The sequence below is a fragment of the Prosthecodimorpha hirschii genome (assembly GCF_001305515.1).
GTDB lineage: Bacteria > Pseudomonadota > Alphaproteobacteria > Rhizobiales > Ancalomicrobiaceae > Prosthecodimorpha > Prosthecodimorpha hirschii.
In genome coordinates this window covers 5,334,252-5,353,934 of the sequence record NZ_LJYW01000001.1, presented here as the reverse complement: position 1 = coordinate 5,353,934, position 19,683 = coordinate 5,334,252, and the positions used below count along the sequence as shown (strand labels likewise).

The 19,683-nt window shown below is 70.8% G+C and carries 17 protein-coding genes; 5 read left to right on the top strand and 12 right to left on the bottom strand.

Going from position 1 to position 19,683, the window contains the following annotated elements:
- Position 1: 1 nt before the first annotated feature.
- The 3 genes from ABB55_RS23495 to ABB55_RS23485 are packed head-to-tail and all read right to left on the bottom strand — an operon-like array spanning position 2 to position 2,258.
- The gene (locus ABB55_RS23495; RefSeq protein WP_054360988.1) at positions 2–679 is read right to left on the bottom strand and encodes a glutathione S-transferase family protein; all 678 of its coding nucleotides are present in this window, start codon (positions 677–679) and stop codon (positions 2–4) included.
- A complete protein-coding gene (locus ABB55_RS23490) occupies positions 676–1,485 on the bottom strand; it encodes an alpha/beta fold hydrolase (protein WP_160321301.1) in 810 nt (269 codons plus the stop codon). The genes ABB55_RS23495 and ABB55_RS23490 overlap by 4 nt, the downstream gene beginning before the upstream one ends.
- Before the next feature lie 11 nt (positions 1,486–1,496).
- On the bottom strand, positions 1,497–2,258 hold the full coding sequence (locus ABB55_RS23485) for an enoyl-CoA hydratase-related protein (protein WP_054360987.1): 762 nt from the start codon (positions 2,256–2,258) through the stop codon (positions 1,497–1,499).
- A 347-nt stretch (positions 2,259–2,605) separates the two neighbouring features.
- Between ABB55_RS23485 and ABB55_RS23480 the strand changes: the two genes are divergently transcribed.
- Positions 2,606–3,418, top strand: coding sequence for an alpha/beta fold hydrolase (locus tag ABB55_RS23480; protein ID WP_054360986.1), 813 nt, complete (start codon positions 2,606–2,608; stop codon positions 3,416–3,418).
- A 26-nt stretch (positions 3,419–3,444) separates the two neighbouring features.
- Here ABB55_RS23480 and ABB55_RS23475 read toward each other — a convergent pair whose 3' ends face one another.
- The 7 genes from ABB55_RS23475 to ABB55_RS23445 all read right to left on the bottom strand — a co-directional run bounded on the left by ABB55_RS23475 (position 3,445) and on the right by ABB55_RS23445 (position 10,453).
- Positions 3,445–4,149 carry an ABC transporter ATP-binding protein gene (locus tag ABB55_RS23475; RefSeq protein ID WP_054360985.1) on the bottom strand — a complete coding sequence of 235 codons (705 nt, stop codon included), beginning with the start codon at positions 4,147–4,149 and terminating at the stop codon, positions 3,445–3,447.
- A complete protein-coding gene (locus ABB55_RS23470) occupies positions 4,149–4,901 on the bottom strand; it encodes an ABC transporter ATP-binding protein (protein WP_054360984.1) in 753 nt (250 codons plus the stop codon). The genes ABB55_RS23475 and ABB55_RS23470 overlap by 1 nt, the downstream gene beginning before the upstream one ends.
- A complete protein-coding gene (locus tag ABB55_RS23465; protein WP_054360983.1) occupies positions 4,898–6,178 on the bottom strand; it encodes a branched-chain amino acid ABC transporter permease in 1,281 nt (426 codons plus the stop codon). Before ABB55_RS23465 ends, ABB55_RS23470 begins: the two co-directional genes overlap by 4 nt.
- A gap of 4 nt (positions 6,179–6,182) precedes the next feature.
- A complete protein-coding gene (locus tag ABB55_RS23460) occupies positions 6,183–7,124 on the bottom strand; it encodes a branched-chain amino acid ABC transporter permease (RefSeq protein ID WP_054360982.1) in 942 nt (313 codons plus the stop codon).
- Between the two features lie 134 nt (positions 7,125–7,258).
- Complete coding sequence (locus ABB55_RS23455; RefSeq protein WP_160321300.1) at positions 7,259–8,488, bottom strand: ABC transporter substrate-binding protein; 1,230 nt, start codon at positions 8,486–8,488, stop codon at positions 7,259–7,261.
- A 274-nt stretch (positions 8,489–8,762) separates the two neighbouring features.
- Positions 8,763–9,347: a glutathione S-transferase family protein gene (locus tag ABB55_RS23450; protein WP_054360980.1), complete on the bottom strand. Its 585-nt coding sequence runs from the start codon at positions 9,345–9,347 to the stop codon at positions 8,763–8,765.
- Positions 9,344–10,453, bottom strand: coding sequence for an NAD(P)-dependent alcohol dehydrogenase (locus ABB55_RS23445; protein WP_054360979.1), 1,110 nt, complete (start codon positions 10,451–10,453; stop codon positions 9,344–9,346). The genes ABB55_RS23450 and ABB55_RS23445 overlap by 4 nt, the downstream gene beginning before the upstream one ends.
- A gap of 206 nt (positions 10,454–10,659) precedes the next feature.
- Here ABB55_RS23445 and ABB55_RS23440 point away from each other — a divergent pair, with 206 nt between their 5' ends.
- From ABB55_RS23440 to ABB55_RS23425, 4 genes are all read left to right on the top strand, one after another.
- Positions 10,660–11,721: a hypothetical protein gene (locus ABB55_RS23440; protein ID WP_054360978.1), complete on the top strand. Its 1,062-nt coding sequence runs from the start codon at positions 10,660–10,662 to the stop codon at positions 11,719–11,721.
- Positions 11,721–13,559: an NAD-dependent epimerase/dehydratase family protein gene (locus ABB55_RS23435; RefSeq protein ID WP_054360977.1), complete on the top strand. Its 1,839-nt coding sequence runs from the start codon at positions 11,721–11,723 to the stop codon at positions 13,557–13,559. The genes ABB55_RS23440 and ABB55_RS23435 overlap by 1 nt, the downstream gene beginning before the upstream one ends.
- 89 nt (positions 13,560–13,648) lie before the next feature.
- The gene (locus ABB55_RS23430; RefSeq protein WP_054360976.1) at positions 13,649–16,633 is read left to right on the top strand and encodes a glycosyltransferase; all 2,985 of its coding nucleotides are present in this window, start codon (positions 13,649–13,651) and stop codon (positions 16,631–16,633) included.
- A gap of 130 nt (positions 16,634–16,763) precedes the next feature.
- Positions 16,764–17,747 (top strand): MBL fold metallo-hydrolase, encoded by a 984-nt coding sequence (locus ABB55_RS23425; protein ID WP_244472105.1) that lies wholly within the window; start codon positions 16,764–16,766, stop codon positions 17,745–17,747.
- Between the two features lie 101 nt (positions 17,748–17,848).
- Here ABB55_RS23425 and ABB55_RS23420 read toward each other — a convergent pair whose 3' ends face one another.
- Entirely contained in the window at positions 17,849–18,334 is a 486-nt protein-coding gene (locus ABB55_RS23420) for a CYTH domain-containing protein (RefSeq protein WP_054360975.1), read from the bottom strand.
- Between the two features lie 292 nt (positions 18,335–18,626).
- The gene (locus ABB55_RS23415) at positions 18,627–19,472 is read right to left on the bottom strand and encodes a hypothetical protein (RefSeq protein ID WP_054360974.1); all 846 of its coding nucleotides are present in this window, start codon (positions 19,470–19,472) and stop codon (positions 18,627–18,629) included.
- Positions 19,473–19,683 lie beyond the last annotated feature (211 nt).

Genomic DNA, 19,683 nt, shown 5'->3' with positions numbered 1-19,683 from the left:
CTCAGCCTCCCCCAAACACGAGGTCCATGACGGGTCCTTCGTCGGACCCGATATCGTCCTGAACGGCCGTCGCCACGAGCGAGGGCCGCGTTGCCTGTCGTGCCGCCCAGGCCGCGAGCCGCGGATGGGCGGACCGCCAGCCGCTGGTGCGGTAGCGGAAATCGAGTTGGCCGAGCGCGCACAGGATGGCGATCGCCCCGAGCCCGAAGGGCGCCTCGGCGAGCGCATCCGCCTCCCGTTCGAGCGCCGCAAGCGTGGCGATCACCTTGGCGCGGTAGCTCGCCATGGTGCCGGGATCGCCGCCCGAGGCGCCCGTGCGCTCGATGCGCCAGAGCAGCAGATTGTCGGTCAGGCCGTCGCCGAGCGCCTGCCAGCGCAACTGCGTCAGGCGGGCCTCGCCGGATGCCGGCAGCAGGCGTTCGCCGTCGCCGTCACCATCGGGCACCAGCGCGATCAGCGCCTCGGCGATGACGCGCGAATCGTAGAGCGGCGGCAGCCCGTCGCGCAGCAGAACGGGGATCTTGCCGAGCGGGTTCTCCGCCGTGATGACCGGGTTGGGCGCGCCGCGCGGCACCGCGACCGCGCGCACGCAGTCGATCCGGTCCTGAAGGCCGAGTTCGTAGACCAGGATCATCACCTTGCGCACGAAGGGCGAGCGCGGCGACCAGAGCAGCCTCATCGCCGGCCCTCCCCGCCCGTCATCGGGTCGGCTGCACCGTCGCGCTCCCAGGCGTCGAGCGCCTCCGCGATCGTGGCCAGGAAGGCGTCCGGCCGCTCGAAGACCGGGACATGGCCGGCATCGGCGATCGCGGCGAAACGGGCTTTCGGGATCGCGGCCGCCATGGTCCGCATGGTGTCCGGCATGGCGCCGTCCTCGGCGCCGGCGACCAGCAGCGTCGGCACGGCGATGCGGCCGAGGACCGCGCTCTCGTCGTAGCTCTTCAGCGCCGAGGCGGCCGCGACGAAGCCCTCGAGCGGGGTCGCCGCCACCATCGCGCCGAGCCGTTCGGCCATCGGCGTGCCGAGCCGTTCGGGCCTGAGCCAGCGCCGCACCGTCGCCTCGGCGAGCGCGGCCATGCCGTCCGCCCGGGCCAGCGCGATCCGTTCCTGCCAGAAGGCCGCGCCGGTCGCCGCGCTCTTCGCCTGCCCGTCGACCAGGATCAGGCCGCCGAACCGGCCGGGCGCCCGCGCCAGCGCGGCCAGCCCGGTCGGCACCCCCATCGAGAGGCCGACATAGAGGCAGCGCCCGACGCCGGCCGCATCGAGCACCTCGATGAGATCCGCGCCGAGTTCGGCCATGGCGAGCGGGTGCGGCGGCACCGCCGAGCGGCCGTGACCGCGCTGGTCGTAGCGCAGCAGGTTGAAGCGGCGGCCGAGCGGGCGGATGACCTCGTCCCAGAGCGACAGATCGGTCAGCAGCGAATTGCCGAACACGATCCAGGGCGCGCCGTCGCCGGCCCGCTCGATCTCCAGGTGGAGGCCCATGGCTTTCATGGTCAGCGGCCGACGAAGACGGGCGGGCGCTTCTCGACGACCGCCCGGGTCGCCTCGCGGGCGTCCTCGGTGGTCATCAGGCGGGTCGAGAAAGACTGCTCCAGCTCGTAGCCGTCCTCGGTCTGCATGAACTCGACGCGGTTCAGCGCCTCCTTGGCCATGCGCAGGCCGATCGGCGCCTTGGCGGCGATGACGGCGGCCATGGCCTGCGCGGTCGCGGCCAGGTCGGCATAGGGCACGACCTCCTGCACGAAGCCGACCCGCCACGCCTCGCGCGCATCGATCGGCTGGCCGGTGAAATACATCCGGCGCAGGAGGCCCTGCGGCAGGTGGCGGGTCATATGGGCGGCGCCGCCGCAGCGCCCGACATTGATCTCCGGCATGCCGAAGCGGGCATGCTCGGCCGCGATGCGGATATCCGCCACCGAGGCATAGACGCAGCCGGCGCCGAAGGCCGGGCCGTTGACGGCGGCGATCACCGGCACGGGGGCATGGCGCACCGCCGCGAAGGACCGGCGCACGATGGCGGCGCGCTTCGGGTCGTCCTGGATGGTGGCGGCCAGGAACTCGTTCAGGTCGAGGCCGGCGCAGAAGGCCTTCTCGCCCGCCCCGGTGAAGACGATCGCGTTCACGTCGTCCCAGGCCTTCGCGGCCTCGAAGGTCTCGGCGATCTCGCCATAGAGCGCGAGCGTCAGTGCATTGACCGGCGGCCGGTCGATGGTCACGGTCGCGATTGCGTTCTGCTTCTCGAACTTCAGCGTCATGCCGTTCCTCCCGCCCGATTCCCGCCGATCGCGGCGACGGCCTCGCGCCCGGCGCGGACCCGAGGCCCGTCCGTGTCGCGTCCGTGCCGAGCCGATCCCGGAACCGGTGTGCCGGCCGCCCCGTCCCGCGCACGGGACGCCCGGATCGAAACCCGGAGCGGCTTGTTAAATGATAAAGCTAGCTTTATGTATTTTCTCGATCCGGGGCTTGTCAATCGCCGCCCGGTCCGGGCAAGCCCGAGCCGGCCGGTCCGGCCGCCCGGCACGGTCCGGCCGCTCGCCATGGCCCCGCCGCCGCAACGCCGCCAGGCCTCGCCCGTCAACCGCCACCCGCAGGAACCCGACCCGTGTCCCCAGCCGAGACCGATGCCGCCGCCCTTCGCCTGATCGACCGCCCCGGCGGCATCCGCATCGGCTACCGGGTTGCGGGCGACGGCCCGCTGGTGATCCTGATCGCCTCGACGGGACGCTGCGCGGCCGAACTCCGGCCGCTCGCCGAGGCGCTGAACCGCCACGGCTTCCGCGTCGCCCGCCCCGAGCCGCGCGGCATCGCACCCTCCGTCGGGCCGATGACCGGCGTCACCTTCCATGATTTCGCCGCCGACTTCGCCGCCGTGATCGAGGCCGAACGCGCCGCCGGCACCGGCCTGCCGGCGATCGTCGCCGGCCACGCCTACGGCACCTGGATCGCGCGCACGCTCGCCAGCGACCGGCCGGATCTCATCGACGGCGTCGTGCTGCTCGCCTCCGGCGCGCGCGCCTGGCCGGCCCATCTCTCCGCCGCGATCACGGCCATCAACGATCCCGCCACGGCACCGCAAGACCGGCTCGCCGCGCTGCGCCTCGGCTTCTTCGCCGAGGGCAACGACGCCACCGAATGGCTCGACGGCTGGCATCCCGCCGTCGTCGCCAGCCAGCGCGCCGCCCGCGCGGCGACCGCCCAGGAGGACTGGTGGTCGACCGGCGTGGCGCCGATCCTCGACCTGATGGGCGGCGCCGATCCGTTCCGCCCGGCCGGGTCCGAACGCGAACTCGTCGACGAATTCGGCCCGCGCGTCACGGCCGCGGCCGTCGAAGGGGCGAGCCACGCCATGCCGGCCGAGAAGCCGGACGAGGCCGCCGCCGCGATCGCCGCCTGGTGGCGCGGCCTTCATCCCTGACCGGAGGACCGGCGGCCGGCACGCCATCAGCTGACCTCCAGCCAGGCGCGCCGGATCTCGTCGTCGGCCTGGAAGGCCTCGACCGAGCCGGAAAAGACGATTTCGCCGCGCCCCATCACGAAGACCCGGTCGGTCAGGCGCATGACCATGGCGAGCTTCTGCTCCAGGAGCAGGATGGCGAGGCCGCGCCGCTTCATCTCCAGGATGGTCTCGGCCAGCGCCTCGACCACCTTCGGGGCGAGGCCCTCGGTCGGCTCGTCGATCAGGATCACGTCCGGATTGCCGAGCACCGAGCGGAACAGGGTCAGCATCTGCTGCTCGCCGCCCGACAGGAACCCGGCCTTGACGTTGCGCCGCTCGCGCAGGCGCGGGAACACGTCGTAGAGCTCGTCGATCGTCCAGGCCGGCCGCCCGGACCGTCCCGCCTTCATGCCGAGGATCATGTTCTCCTCGACCGAGAGGTTGCGGAAGATCTGGCGATCCTCCGGCACATAGGCGACCCCGGCGCGGGCGACCTCGTGGGCCGGCAGGCCGGCGAGATCGCGCGTGCCGATCCGGACCGCGCCGCGGCTCGGCGGCAGCAGCCCCATCACGGCCTTGCAGGTCGACGAGCGGCCGGAGCCGTTGCGGCCGAGGATGGTGGCGATGGTCGCGTCCGGGACCTGGAAGGTGACCCCGTTCAGCACCTTCACATGGCCGTAGGCGGCGTGCAGGTTGGCGACGTCCAGCATCAGTGCTCCCCATCGCCCAGATAGGCTTCGCGCACCCGCGGATCGGACCGGATCTCGGCCGGCGTGCCGGTCACCAGGATGCGGCCGTTGACCAGCACGGAGACACGGTCGGCGAGCGTGAAGACGACGTCCATGTCGTGCTCGACCATCACCAGCGTGCGGCCCTCGGTCATGCGGCGGATGAATTCGATGATGTGCCGGGTCTCCTCGCGCGACATGCCGGCGGTCGGCTCGTCGAGCAGGATCACCGAGGCGCCGGTGCCGACCGTCATGCAGATCTCGACCGCGCGCTGCTCCGAATAGGCGAGATCGGCGGCGCGCTTCCCGGCCTGCGCGGCGAGATTGGCGCCCGCGATCAGCCGGTCGGTCTCCTCGGCGATCTGCGCCCAGACCGGGCCGATGCGCATCAGGCTCCAGCGCTTGCCGAACCGGCCCATCACGGCGAGCAGGATGTTCTCGCGCACGGTCAGCCGGTCGAACACATGGGTGATCTGGAACGACCGGCCGAGCCCGGCCCGGTTGAGCGCATGCGGCACCAGGCCGCCGATCGACGTGCCGTTGAGGGCGATCAGGCCGGAGGTCGGCGCGAAGGCGCCCGAGATCAGGTTGAACAGCGTCGACTTGCCGGCGCCGTTCGGGCCGATCAGGGCGTGGCGTTCGCCCTGGCGGATGTCGAGGTCGATCGCCTCCAGGACGCGCACCACGCCGAAGGTCTTGGCGACGCCCTCGAGCTTCAGGGTGTTGGCGTTCATGCGCTTTCTCCCGGGCGGGTCTGGTCGGCGCGGGGGCCGGGGCGCCCGGCGAAGAGCCGCGGCAGGATCGGCCGGCCGGCGCCGAGGGCAAGACGGCTGCCGCCGATCAGCGCGACGAGGCCGACCAGCCAGGGCCACGGCGTCAGCGGCGCAAACGAGATCGCGAAGATGCGGACCGGCGGCCAGACGCCCTTCAGCGACGCGATCTCGGCGCGGTAGGCCTCCGAGCAGATGGTGCCGGTCAGTTCGATCAGAAGCACCAACCCGGCCATCGCCAGCACGGCGCCGGCAAGTCCGGCGAGATCGCCGAGGCCGATGAGCGGCCCGGCGCCATCGCGCACGCGGCGCCAGCGGGCGAGGATCGCCCCGCCGATGCCCTCGGGGGCGAACAGCACCGTGACCACGAAGACGACGCCCAGATAGAAGGGCCAGAAATGCGACAGGCTGGAGCCGAAATAGGCGAAGCTGGTGGTCAGCGCCGCGCCGATCACCGGCCCGAGGAACACGCCCGCCCCGCCGATCACGGTGTTGAGCACCACGAAGGCCGATCCGGCACCGCCGAACAGCACCATGCTGGCGGATTCGTCCGAGATCGCCAGCAGGCCGCCGGCGAGGCCGGACACCGCCGCCGACAGCGCGAAGACCACCGTCTTGACCCGGTGCGCGTCGTAGCCGAGGAAGCGGATGCGCAATTCGCGCTCGCGGATGCCGCGCACGACCAGCCCGAAGGGGCTGCGCTGCAGGCCGTAGAGGGCCAGGAGCACGATCAGCGTCCAAACGAGCGTCAGATAGTAGACCGAGCCGGTCGACTGGAAATCGAGCGGGCCCCAATTGGTGCGGATCGAGCGAATGCCGGCCTCGCCGCCGAACAGCCCCTCCCATTTCTGGGCCAGCGCGCTGACCAGTTCGGCGATCGCCACCGTGATCATGGCGAAATAGACGCCCGACCGGACGGTCGCGAACCAGCCCGCCACCAGCCCGAACAGGAAGCCGGCACCGGCGCCGACCAGCGGCAGCAGCGGCGTCGGGAAGGCTCCGCCGCGGTCGATCGCATCCATCATGTAGATGGTCGCGAAGGTGCCGACGCCGTAATAGGCGGCGTGCCCGAAGGACGGCAGCCCGGCCTGGCCCCAGAGCAGGTTGAAGCCGAGCGCGAACACCGCCGCGATCATGATCTTGTTGGCGAGATTGAGCGTGGCGAGCCCGCCGAAGGCCGGCAGCGCGACGAGCGCCGCGGCGGCGACGAGGCCGAGAAGGACGAGGACGATCCTGGACATGGGGTCAGACCCGCTCGTCGCCGGCGATGCCCTGGGGCCGGATCATCAGGACCAGGAGCATGAGCAGGAAGGGGAGGACGCCGGCCGTGTTGGCGATCGGCACGTTGAGGAGCGTGCGGGCGGTCTCCGCCGATACGATGCCGACCTTGGCGAGGAGGTCGCCGAAGGTGGTGTCGACATAGACGACCGCATTGACCAGCACGCCGATCACCAGCGAGGCGATCAGCGCGCCGGAGAGCGAGCCGAGCCCGCCGACCACCACGACCACGAAGACGATGACGCCGAGTTCGGTCGCCATGTTGGGGTTGGTCGTGTAATAGGCCCCGCCCATCGCGCCGGCGAGCCCGGCGAGGCCCGCGCCGACCGCGAACATGCCGGAGAAGATCGCCGAGACATTGTAGCCGAGCGCGCGCACCATGTCGGGATTGAGCACCGCGGCGCGCACCACCAGGCCGATCCGGGTGAAGCGCAGCAGGCAGAAGATGGCCGCGAACATGGCGATCGCGGTCGCCCCGATCAGCACCCGGAAGAAGGGATACTGCACCGCCCCGATCGAGAAGGCGGCGAAGCGCAGGCTCTCGGGCACCGGATAGGAGACGGCGTAGGGGCCGAAGAACACCTTGACCAGTTCCTCGAAGGCGAAGGACAGGCCGAAGGTCAGGAGCAGTTCCTGGACATGGCCGTGACGCCGGACATGGCGCAGCAGCGTCCGCTCGCAGAGGAGCCCGATCAGGGCGACGCCGAGCGTGCCGAAGACGATCCCGCCCCAGAAGCCGAAGATGCGGGTCGCCGCGAAGGCCAGATAGGCGCCGAGCATGTAGAAGGAGGCATGGGCGAAGTTGAGGATGCCCATCATTCCGAAGATCAGCGTCAGGCCGGAGCTGATCATGAACAGCAGCAGCCCGTAGATCAGCCCGTTGAGCAGGGCGACGACGATGGTATCCATGCACTCCGGCTCCGGCGCATCGGGCAGAGGCCCGATCGGGACGACCCGTCAGGATCGCAGGTTTTCGCCCGGCAGGCCCCGGGAGCCGGCGCCGGAACGGCGCGGCCCGGGTCCCGCCGGGAAGGCAGGTCCGCTCAGTTGCGTACCATCTTGCATTCCGGATTGACCGGCATCGAGGTCTCCTCCGCGCTCAGCAGCTTGACCGGCTTGAAGCCCATGTCGGTGCCGTCGAGCTTGCGCGCGGCGTCCTTGGAGACCACCGAGACGACCAGCGGCAGCTGCAGCTGGTGGTCGTCGGCGCGCATGGAGAGATCGCCGAGCGGCCAGGGCGTCTTGCTCGTCTCCATGGCGGTGATCAGCGCCTTGATCGGCAGTTTCGGGGCGGCCGGAACCTGCTTCATGGCATGGGTCAGCATGGTCAGGGTGATCAGGCTGTTGCTCATGAAGGCGACCGGATCGCGCCCGGTCGCGGCATTGAACGCGGCCCGATAGGCCTCGCCCTTCTCGCCGCCCGCCTGGGCGTTGAAGATCTGGGCGGTGTAGTTGCCGAGCGCGGCCGGGCCGGCGGCGGCGAGGTTGCCGGGCTCGTCGAGGAACATGCCGGCGAACTTGGCCGGAAGGCCGGCCGAGGAGGCCGCCTGCAGGATCAGCTGCAGGTCGCTGCCGCCGCCGGCGGTGAAGATGGTCTCCGGAGCGACCGCGCGCGCCTTTTCGACGAAGGACGAGAAATCCTTGATCTTGAACACGTCGTGGCGCGCGGTGCCGACCACCTCGTAGCCGTAGGTCTTGGCGTTGGCGACGGTCGCCGCCTCCATGTCGCGGCCCATCGTGTAGTCGGGCTGCAGCGAATAGACCTTCTGGCCGAGCGCGCCGGTCTCCTTCATCACCTTGGCGAGGGCGTTCTGGCGGATATAGGGCGTCGTGGTGAAGCGGAAGGAATAGTAGCTGCAATCCGCGCCGGTGAAGTTCACGCCCTCGGCGCCGACGATCAGCAGGATCGCCGGATCGTCCGGGTTGCGCTGGTTCCAGCGCTTGATGTCGGCGAGATTCTGCGCGGCGAGCGGCGAGGTGCCGGCGCCGATGAAGATGCGCGCACCGTCGGCGACTGCCTGCTTGAAGCGGTCGGCCGCGCCCTGCGTCGTGCCCTGGTCGTCATAGACGGAGACCTCGACCGGGTTGCCGTTCCAGCCGCCCGCGGCATTGAACGGCTTGACCACGAAATCGATGGTCGGATCGTACATGGCGCCGATGAAGGCCATCGAGCCGGTCTTCGGCGTCAGATAGGCGACCTTGACCGGTTCGGCCGCAGCGGCGGCGACACCGAGCGCCAGAGCCGGGACGGCGGCGGCGACAAGCTTGAGCACGGGATGCATCCGTTTCCTCCGACATGAGGCAAGTCCCGGTCGGAGCGCGCCGCTCCGACCGGCGGGGACTTGCGTCGAGACTGTGAGCAGAGCCGCCGGCGATCGCCACGGATCCCGGGCCGCTCTGGGGTCCGGGCTTCTGGGGGCCCGGTTCGGCGTTCCGTCCGCTCGCGCGACCGGATTTCGGACCGGCCCAAAGGCCGACCGACCGGCGCAGGCTAGGCGGCCATCCGGTAAAAGTCAATAATATGACTTTTCGATTTAAGCGTCTTTTTCACCGCATCGGCACGAAGGCCGGCAGGGCCTCGATGCGGCCGATCCAGCGCCGCACGGCCGGATAGGGATCGAGGTCGACGCGGCCTTCCGGCGCCAGCGCGACATAGGGAAAGCAGGCGATGTCGGCGACGGTGGGGCGGTCGCCGACGAGCCAGTCGCGGGTCGACAGCCAGGTCTCCAGGATCGCCAGCGCCCGGCGCGCCTCGGCTTGCGCGGCGGCGATGTCGGCCGGCGCGCCGATCAGGAAATGCAGCCGCGCCGCCTGCAGGCCGACGGCGATCTCCTTGGCGGCGAAGGCGAGCCACTGGGTGACCTCGCCGAGCCCGCGCGGATCCGCCGGCAGCCAGGCGGGCGCATGGCTGGCGGCGAGATAGACCAGGATGGCCTGGCTGTCGAACAGCACGGTCTCGCCGTCGACCAGGACCGGGATCTGTCCGCGCGGATTGAGCGCCAGGAAGTCCGGCGTCTTGTGCGCCCGCGCCGCCACGTCGACGGTGACCCGCTCCGCCGCGATGCCGGCGAGCGCCAGGAACAGGCGCACCTTGTAGCCGTTGCCGGAGGCCGGATGGTCGTAGAGCTTCATGGGACCGCCATGCGCAGGATGGGTTTCACGACCTCTCCCGACGCGGCCGCGGCGAAAGCCGCCTCGATCGCGTCGAAGGGGAAGAAGCGGACCAGCCGGTCGAACGGAAAGCGGCCCTGCCGCCAGAGGTCGATCAGACGCGGGATGAAGACCGGCGGGTTGCTGTCGCCCTGGATCACGCCGCGCAGGGTCCGCCCGTAGAGCAGCGTCGCCGCGGGAATCGCGATGTCGCCGGTGCCGGCCGCCGCCCCGGTCACCGCCGCGGTGCCGCCCATGCGCAACGCCTCCAGCGCCAGCCGCACCGTCGCGGCATTGCCGACGCATTCGACCGCGCCATCGACGCCGCCGCGCCCGGCGATGGCGCGGATCTGGTCGAGCGCCCCCTCCCCGGCCATGACGGCATGGCTCGCGCCGAGATCGAGCGCGAGATCGAGCCGCGCCGCATCGCGGTCGACGGCGATGATCGGAAAGGCTCCGGCGGCCCTGGCCGCCATCACGGCGGCAAGCCCGACGGCACCGGCCCCGATCACCGCCAGCGCACTGCCGGGCGCCGGCTTCAGCACGTTCAACACCGCCCCGGCCCCGGTCTGGAAGCCGCAGCCGAGCGGCCCCATCAGGTCGACCGGCACGTCGGACGGCAGCCTGACGAGGGCGCGCGCGGCGACCACGACCCGCTCGGCGAAGGAGGATTGTCCGAAGAAGGCCGCCGCCAGCGCGGTGCCGTCGCAGCGGAATACCGGGCTCGTCCCGTCGGCGCGGCCGCCGGAGAAATTGAGCCGCCGCTTGTCCTCGCAATAGGCGGAGCGCGCGTCCAGGCAGTTCGGGCAGGCGCCGCAGCTGCGATAGGTGACGACGACCGGATCGCCCGGCGCGAAACCGGTCACCGCCGCGCCGACCGCCTCGACGATGCCGCTGCCCTCATGGCCGAACACCGCCGGGCGCCGATAGGGCAGATGGCCGTCACGGGCCAGCAGGTCGGTATGGCAGATGCCGGTGGCGACGATCCGGACCAGGACCTCGTCGGCCCGCGGCGCCTCGAGCCGCACGGGTTCGATCCGGATCGCCTCACCCGCTTCGCCGAAAATGGCCGCCCTCGCCTCGAACACCCGCACCTCCCTGGCCCGTTCGATCTCTAGCGGCTGATCGCAATTAAATCAATCATATAGCTTATGAACTATTGAATGCTCAAACTGAGCTCCTTCGCTTGATATCATTCCGAATCCTGCAGAATCGCTGATATAATTGAATACAACGCGTCTCGCGGGATCGGATTGCCGCAGAGCGCGGGGCCCGGCTGCGAAGGGGGGGCTCCTTGTACTGTTTCATTCATGCGGGGCTGCACAAGACCGGCAGCACATCCCTGCAGGAGCTCTTCTTTCAAAATGCGAAGGCGCTTCAGCAGGAAGGCCTTCTCTACCCGACGCTGTCCGCGCGACATCGCCAGCATGTCGGATTGGCCAAGGCGCTGCAGACCCGCAGCGACGACGGCTCCGCCCTGATTCGCGCCTTCGAGGCCGAGATTGCCACCCAGTCCCATGACGCGCTTCTCCTGTCCGCCGAATGGGTTTCAACGGTCATGAGCAAGCCCGAAGGCTCCCGGCTGGTCGAGTATGTTCGCGCACTCGGTTACCGTCCCGTCGTCTTCGTCTATTTGCGCCATCAACCGCAGATGACAAACTCGCAGTATCTTCAGGGCGTTCGGACGTTGAATTTCTCGGGGTCGCTGAGCGAATTGATCGAGTCGAGGCGCGAAACCTCCACAGATAACAAGGGCTTCCTTCCGCAAATCGAGAGCCTCGGAGACGATATCGTGTTTCGCCCGTTCAACGAGCAGATGCGAAGGGGCGGCGTCGAACGCGATTTCCTGACCGCGCTGGACCGTCGGCTCGATCGGCAGGGACGCCTCGCGGCCTTCGCGGATCGTTCCCAGGGGAAGCGCGAGAACGTCTCGACGGAGGGGCCGATCCTGGTCGAGGTGCTGCGCGGCATGCGCCGGCGCATCGAAGGTGCGCTGTCGAGGCGCGAGCGCACGCTTCTGGCCCGCAAGGCCGTCGCCATGTGCACGCGGCGGGTCGGACCGGAACCGACCTATTGCGGCCTCGACACCGCGCTCGCACAGTCGATCGAGGAGCGCCATCGGGCCGCCAACGACGCGATCGCGCGGGCCGCCTGGAACATGAGCTGGGAAGACGCCTTCGGTGCCGATGTCGGGCGGACCTACCAGTGCAACGACCTGCATGTGACCGGCAACCGCGCCGGTCTGGTTGCCGCACGTGCCATGATCGAACGGCTTGTCACCCTGGCGCCCGGCTGGATCGAGACGCTGCGGCAGCGGCAGGCGTCCGAAACCGACCCCGCGAAAGCATTCGCCTGATGCCGACCGGCCGCCCGCCTGCCCGCGACAACCCCGCCGCCGGGATCACCGGGCGCGTCGCCCTGGTCGGCTGCAACGGCTTGATCGGACGCGCGGTCACGCGGCTCATCGGCCCGGTGCTCGGCGAGCGCCTGACCCTCGTCAACCGATCCGAGCTCGGTCCCGCCTTCGAACGCTGGGCGCCGTCGGCGCGGCGCGCGATCGCCGACCTTGCCGAACCCGATCGCGTCGCCGCGGCCTGCGGCGATGCGGAGATAGTTGTCGATCTAGTCGCCGACGGCACGCCGGTTTCGGTCCATGGTTTCGATCTGCGCCGGATCCACCAGCTGGCCGCCCTGCGATGCGACGTCCACGCCGCTCTGGCCGCGCGCCCGGGACGCCATCTGATTCTCACGTCCTCGGGCGGCGCCGTCTATGGCGAAGCCGGCGAAACGCCGGTGTCGGAGAACCGGGCCGAGCGGCCGGCCGCGCCCTATGGTCTCCTCAAGCTGTCGATCGAACAGGGTCTCGCCCATGTCGGCCGGGCCACGGGCCTGACCTGGACCGTCCTGCGGATCGCCAATCCCTATGGTCCCGGCCAGCAGGTCCGTCGCGGACAGGGGGTCGTCGCGGCCCTGGTCGAGGCGTCTCTCAACGACATCCCCTTCCAGCTGCGCGGCGACGGTGGCGAGATCCGGGATTTCGTCCATGTCGCCGACGTCGCCGAGGCGATCGCCCTGACGGTTCGCGGCGGCCGCGATCTGGCCGGCGAGATCATCAATATCGGCAGCGGCGCCGGCCGCAGGATCGGCGACCTGATCCGCCTCGTCGAGGAGGCCGGCAGGCGTCCGATCCGGGTCGAGACCATGCCGCAGATGCCCGGCGAGATCCGCAGCAACATTCTCGACGTCGGCAAGGCGGCGCGCCTGCTCGGCTGGCAGCCGCATCGCTCGCTCGAAAGAACCATCCAACTCCTGCTCACGGAGCGGACCGGCTCGGCCGGAGAGGCCGCCGACGATCCGCCCGCGGCCGAGGACGCGGCGCCGGCCCGCATGAAGGCGGCCCCGGGTCCCAGGACGAAAGCCACGCCGCCGGGGCCGCTCTGGTTCTTTCTCCACATCCCCAAGACCGCGGGCAGTTCGCTGCGCTCGGAACTGGCCGGCGGCCTCGCCCCGAACGCCAATGTCACGGTGGCGCCGGCCGATTCCGGCCGATCCTTCGAGGCCCGTCGCGATGCGGCCTTCGACCGCTTCCTGGCGGAGCACGCGGCAAGGCCGTTCCGCTTCGCCTCCGGACATATGCGCTGGCGGCAGGTGCGCCGGCTGCCGGCCCAGGACCCGCAGGCCCGCCTGACGACCATGCTGCGCGACCCGGTCACCCGCGTCGTCTCGGCCTATCGCTACATGCGCACCCCGCTGCATCCGCCGCATGAGGATTTCATCCGGGAGTTCCCCCGGATCGAGGACTTCATCGAGCATTCGGCCCATCGGAACTACATGGCCCTGTTCCTGTCCGACAGCGACGACGAGCCGGCGGAGGCCATCGTCGACCGGCTCGACTCGGCCTTTGCCTTCGTGGGGCTTTACGAGGACTACAGCCTGTCGCGCGCCGTCCTGCTCAGGCTGGCCGGTGTCGCCGCCGCCGAGGAAAGGCATGTCCGCAAGACGCCGGACCTGCCCGTCAACGAAGTGACGGCAAGCGCGGACCTCGAGCGCCGCATCCGCGCCCGCAACGAGCGGGATTGCGAGATCCATGCCCTCTGGCGCGACCGCTTCGAGCGGCGCCGGGCCGAATTCCTTGCGTTCCTGGCTGCGCCGTCGGACGCACGTCCGGCGGGTCCGGGTGGGGCGCTGTCTTGAGGACCTCTGCATTGTCTGACAAACGTGGTCTGCGTTCCCTCGCCATCGCGGCCGAGCCGTCGCCGGCTGTCGGCGAGGGCCCCCTTACGATGCCTGGCCGGCTGCAGGCCCGGTTGATAGCCCTGCCTCCGGCCGACGCCCTGGTCGCCTCCGGCCGTTTCGATGCCGCCTTCTACGCCGCGGCCACGGGGCGTGGCGGCACGGCCGAGGCCCTCGCGGCCCACTACCTGGAGACCGGCGCGGCTGCGGGAACGGCGCCCAGCCGGGACTTCTCGGCGGCCGACTATTGCGGCTGGTATGCCGACGTTCCGCGCCTGCCGCCGGAAGCCTTCCTGCATTTCGTGCGCCACGGCCAGTTCGAGTTCCGCTGCCCCTCGCTCGCGCAGGCCTGGTTCGACGGCGCGATGATCATGGCGACAGGCCTGTTCGATTATTCCGGCTATGCCAAATGGCGCCAGTTGGACAATCAGTCCGCGGTCGCGTTGCTGCTCGACTATGCGGTTCATGGCGCGCCCGGCGGCGTGGCGCCCTGGGCCGGCCTCGAGCCCGCCTTCGTCGCCCGCCTCTACGGCCCGCTCCTGACCGGCTATTCCAATCCGCTCGTCTTCTTCCTGGCCAACCGCCATCGCCCCTGGTGCCATCCGAACGCGGCCGCCGCCGAGGATGCCGCCCGGGCCGTGCGCGCGAGCGGCGTCCTCGACGAGGCCTTCTACCGCCGCACCGTGCTCGGCGGGCGCACCGACATCGATCCCGCGCTGCATTACGCATCGGTCGGCTACATCACCGGTGCTCCGGCCGCACGCGACTTCGACAGCCGCGCCTACTATGCGAGCAACCCGGACATTGCCGCGGCCGAGATCAACCCGGCCGTCCATTTCGCCGCCCACGGCCGGGCCGAGGGCCGGCGGGGAAGCACGCGGCTGATCGCGCACGCTCTCGACGAAGAGCGCGAATCCGAGGCCGACTGGCCGACGATCCTGATCGTCTCCCACGAGGCGAGCCGCTCCGGCGCGCCCTTCGTCGCCCTGGAACTGGTCTCGGCCTTTGCGGAACGCGCCAATGTGGTCGTCTGGCTCGGCCAGGACGGGCCCCTGCGTCCGGCCTTCGCGCGGGCCGCGGTCGACATCCTGGTCGCACCGATCGACCATGGCAGCGCCGCAGCGGTCATCGACCACCTGAAGGCCCGCCACGCCTTCGACGTCGCGCTGGTCAACTCGGTCGTCGCCGCACCGGCCCTGCCGGCCCTGGCCGCGCGCGGCGTGCCGGCCATCCTCCTGCTGCACGAATGCGCCGACTATGTCTTTCCGGCCGGCACCGCCGCCGCAGCCGTCGCGCGCGCCGCCGCCACCGTCGTTCCGGCGGAATTCGTCGCCGCCTCGGTCAGGGCGGAGTTCGAACGGCTCGGCATGCGGTCGCTCGACCTGCCGCTGGTGGTCCGCCCGCAGGGCCGCTGCGATACCGGTCGCCTGGGCCAGGCGTCGGGCGCGCTGACGGCGGCGGAAGTCCGGGCGCGGCTCGGCATCGACGACGATGCGGCGAAGCCGTTCGTGGTGTTCGGCGCCGGGCGGGTGCAGCCGCGCAAGGGCGTCGAGCTCTTCATCGAGACCGCCCGCCACTATGTCGAGGCCCATGGGCGGGACTGCCGCTTCGTCTGGGTCGGCGGCGGCTACGAACCGCCGGACGATGCCGAATACTCGCTGCACCTCGCCGACCAGGTGGCGAAATCCGACCTCGGCGACGTGGTCTTCTTCTTCGGCGAACAGGCTTCGCTTGCCGGCTTCTGGGCGGTCGCGGATGCCTTCCTGCTGTCCTCGCGCTTCGATCCCTACCCCAATGTCGTGCTCGACGCGCTCTGGGACGGGCTCCCGGTCGTGTGCTTCGAACGCACGACCGGCGCCGCCGATCTCGCCCGGCCGGGATCCGACGACGTCCAGGTGGTGGCCTTCAAGGACCCGGCCGCCGCGGTCCGCGCGCTCGCCACCCTCCGCCCCACCATCGGCGCCGCCGAGCGGACGCGGCGCGCCGAGACCTGGCGGCCGCGCCTCGCCATGGCCGACTATGCGCAAGCGATCTTCGCGCTCGGCATGGAGGTCGCGAAGGCCCCTCCGCCGCAGCCGGCCGAAGCGCCGCCGCGCGCGCTCGACGATCGCGCCTGGTTCGCGGCCGCACAGCCGGCCTGGGCGCTGGCCGACCGGCGCGGGCCGTTCCGCAGCGACGCCGAACTGGCTGCCGATCATGCGCTGGCCCGACGGCGGGCGATGCCGTCGATCGCCCGCGACCTTGCCGCGACGCCCATCGTGCGACGCGCCGGGGCCCGGAACGCCGCGCCCGGGGAAGACCCGGCGGTCCCGCCCGGCCTGCGTGCCGGCCTGCATGTCCATCTGCTGGAGAGTGCCGACCCGGTCGTCCTGCTCACGATCCTCAGGGTCCATGCCGTGATGCCGATCGCGGTGACCTTCGCCAGCCGGGCCGTCGAGGAGCGCTGTCTCAACCGGTTCGCCTTCGTCCGGCAGGTCTCGATCCCGGACGATCCGAAGGCCTTCGAGCCCCCGCGCGCCCTGCTCAGGGTGCTCGCCGCCGACTTCGCCGGGTTCGACCTGGTCGGCAGCATCGCGGTCGGGGCGCCGCCACCGATCGACCGCGGCCGCGCCGGCGCCGATCTGGCCTTTGCGACCGACCGGGCGGCGATCGGCGGCGTCATGGCCGCGCTCGCCGCCCCGGACGGCCCGATGCTCGCCTTCCCGCATTGGCCGGTCGGCGACGGCACCGCGGGCTGCGAGCGGGTCGCCGACCGGCTCGCCGCGAGCCTCGGCCGGCCCGAGCGCCCGCGCGACCGGCCGCGGCCGGCGACCTGGAATTTCTGGCTGGCGCCCGCGCGCTGTCCGGAACTGCTCGAGCCGGCGCTCGGCGCATCCACCGCCGCGCTGGTGCGCGCGGAAAGCGGCGCCGACCGGCAGGCCGGCTTCCTCGCCTTCCTGGCGTCGCTGGCCGATCCGCAGCGACCGATGCTGGCGGTCGATGCCACGGCCCATCTCAGGCGCGCGGCATCCTGCTACCTGCCGTTCGGTGCCTGACGGATCTCGCCCGGTCTTTGTTCACATCCCGTCACATTGCCGCGAGCGCATGGAAAATCCCGAAGGGTGTCATCGCCTTTCGGGCTGGCCCCGATAAAGTCCTGCCGCCAACAGCTTGGAGGAGCGCAGCATGAGCATGGACCGTCGGGCTTTCATCACCACCAGTCTCATCGGCCTCGCCGCGGCCAACGCCACCGGGTTGGCGACCGTGCCGGCGATGGCGCAGGGAACGGCGCCCGCCCCGTCCGCTCTGAAGCCCGGTCCGGCCGCCCAGGTCTACAAGCTCGGCGACTTCGCCGTCGCGGCGCTGCACGACGGCGCGGTGCAGTTCCCGACCCCGCCGAACTTCATCCGCAACCTCTCCGACGCCGACACCGCCGCGGCCTTCGCGGCCGTCGGCCTGCCGTCCGACAAGCTGAGCCTGACCTTCACGCCGATGGTGGTCTCGACCGGCAAGAACCTGGTGCTGTTCGACACCGGCTTCGCCGACAACGGCAGCCCCACGGCCGGCCGCCTGATCGCCAACCTGGCCGCCGTCGGCATCAAGCCGGAGGATATCGACACGGTCGTGATCAGCCATTTCCATGGCGACCACATCAACGGCCTGCGCAACAAGGCCGGAACGCTGATGTTCCCGAAGGCCGAGATCGTCGTGCCGGAGCCCGAATGGGCCTACTGGATGGACGACGCCAAGATGAGCGCCGCCCCGGACGGTCTGAAGGGCAATTTCCAGAACTGCCGCCGGGTGTTCGGGGCGGAAGCCGCCAAGGTGCGCCGCTTCGGCTGGGGCAAGGAGGTCGTGCCCGGCGTGACCGCCGTGCAGGCCGACGGCCATACGCCCGGCCACACCGCCTTCCTGGTCGCCTCCGGCAAGGACCAGCTGATGTATGTCGCCGACATCACCAACAACCCGGCCATCTTCGCGAAGAATCCGGAGCTGAAGGCGATGTTCGACATGGATGCCGACCGCGCCGTCGCCACCCGCAAGGCGATCCTCGACCGCGCCGCCGCCGACAAGGTCCGCGTCGCCTTCTATCACGGCGCCTTCCCGTCGAACGGCTTCGTCACCAAGGCCGGCAACGGCTTCGACTTCACGCCCGCCTTCTGGCAGTGATCCGCTGATGTCCGGGGCCGGTCCCACCGGCCCCGGACCACAGGCCGCAGGATCATCGGCCCTGGGGGTTACCGGCCCCGACTATTCAGACCCCGGGAGCGTCAGTCCCGCCAGGGCACCGGACCGTTCTGGGCGGCGGCGAGCAGCAGCGCCGCGGAGCCGTAGCGCCGGTCGTGGGTGATTTCCATCCCCACCCAGGCCGGCCGCTCGAACGGGACGGCCTCGTGGTCGAGTTCCAGTTCGGCGACGATCAACCCCTCGAGCGGCCCGCCGAAGACGTCGACCGTCCACAGATGCACGCCTTCCGGAACGAAGAAGCGGACCCGTTCGATGATCGGTCCGTGGCAGCGCCGGGCCAGCATTTCGTCGGCGTCGGCGAGGGGAATCTCATACTCGAATTCGTCCCGTGCGATGCCGCTTTTCGGCCCCTTGACGGTCAGCCACGCGGTCCGGGATCCGCGCCGCACCCGCACCTTGTTGGTCCCGCCGCTCGACAGCAAGCCGTCGTGAAGGCGGTCCGAACCGGTCGCACGCCCCCGCCAGCCGTCGTGGGCGACCAGGAACTTGCGCTCGATTTCGATGGCCATGCACCGTCGATCCCTGTTGCCGGATGCGAGGCCGCACCCCGCGTGCGCCGCGCCTCCGATCGCCCCCGCCGCGGAGCCTTGCCTTCGTGCAACGGCACGAACCGCCGGCCAGCAGCCTGCGGCGCCGCCTGCTTGCCTGCCGTCACCCTTCGGGGTGTTCCCGCTTCCGCTGTCACAATCAAGCCGCAAGCGCTTGCGGTCGATCGCCGCGCCAGGCCGGCCCCCCGTCGCGGCAGCCCCCTCCCGGCCGCCCCATCACAACCGCCCCGTCCCCGGATCGGCGGCGCGGGTCTCAGGATCGGGCGCCGATCGCCAGCCGATGCCGCTTCAGGGCCGCGGCGGTGGCGTCCGCGATCGTCCGGCCGCGTTCGTCGGTGCCGCGCCAGGCCGCCTGCCCGCGGCTGCGCGGATCGATCTCCAGGAGCTTCACCGGGCCGGCGACTTCGGTGTCGTCGCGCACCAGGCCGCGCAGGATGCCGTCGAGCGGCGCCGCGACCGGCATCCCGGCGAGATGGCCGACGACCATGCCGCGATAGACCCGCGTGCCGATCTCGAAGGAGGTGCGCCAGCGCCCCTCGCCGGCCGAATAGACGAACCGCTCCCGCCCCAGTCCGCCGAGCGGGTTCGACCGGCCGTCGGCCCTCTCGGTGGCGCCTTCGGTCACCAGTTCGCCGTTGCGACCCGGCCGCGTCTCCACCGCCACATCGCAATTGCGGCCGATCTCGAAACCCGGACCCAGCCCGACGGTCACGGCGGCGAGATGGCGCAGATCCGGGATCAGCGCATATTTGTTCATGCGGGCGTCGATCAGCACGTCGAAGGCCGCAAACGGGCAGAGATCGACGAAGCCGAGCCGGGTGATGCCGATCCGCGCCGGGCCGTCGGCAAAGGCCAGCAGGTCCCGCCCCTGCTCGACCGGTTCCGCCCCGATGCCGTCGACCTGGACATCCTCGCCGAACAGGATGTCGTGAAACGCCATGCCGCGGCGGATCACCGGCGGGTGCGGGTCATGCGACAGGACCACCGCATGGCCGATGCGGTTCAGCCGGATCGCGACCGCAGAGGCGATTTCGTTGGTGCCGAGCACGAGGGCGAGCGGCGCCGCGCGCGGGCCCGCGCCAATTCGGTTGAGCGGCAAGGACGGCCTCCATGGTCAGGTGCGAGCGTTCACGTCGACCGCGCAGCAAGCCTCATGCCGTCCGCCGGGGCCGCAGCGCTCCGCGTCCTCGCCGGCGAATCCGGTCCGACATTGTCGGCTTCCCGACAAACCGGACATGGCGGCTCGTCCCGAACCATGACGCCGGCCCCGCCGCCCGCGCACCCGCGCCCCGCGCCGGTCCCGCATGCGG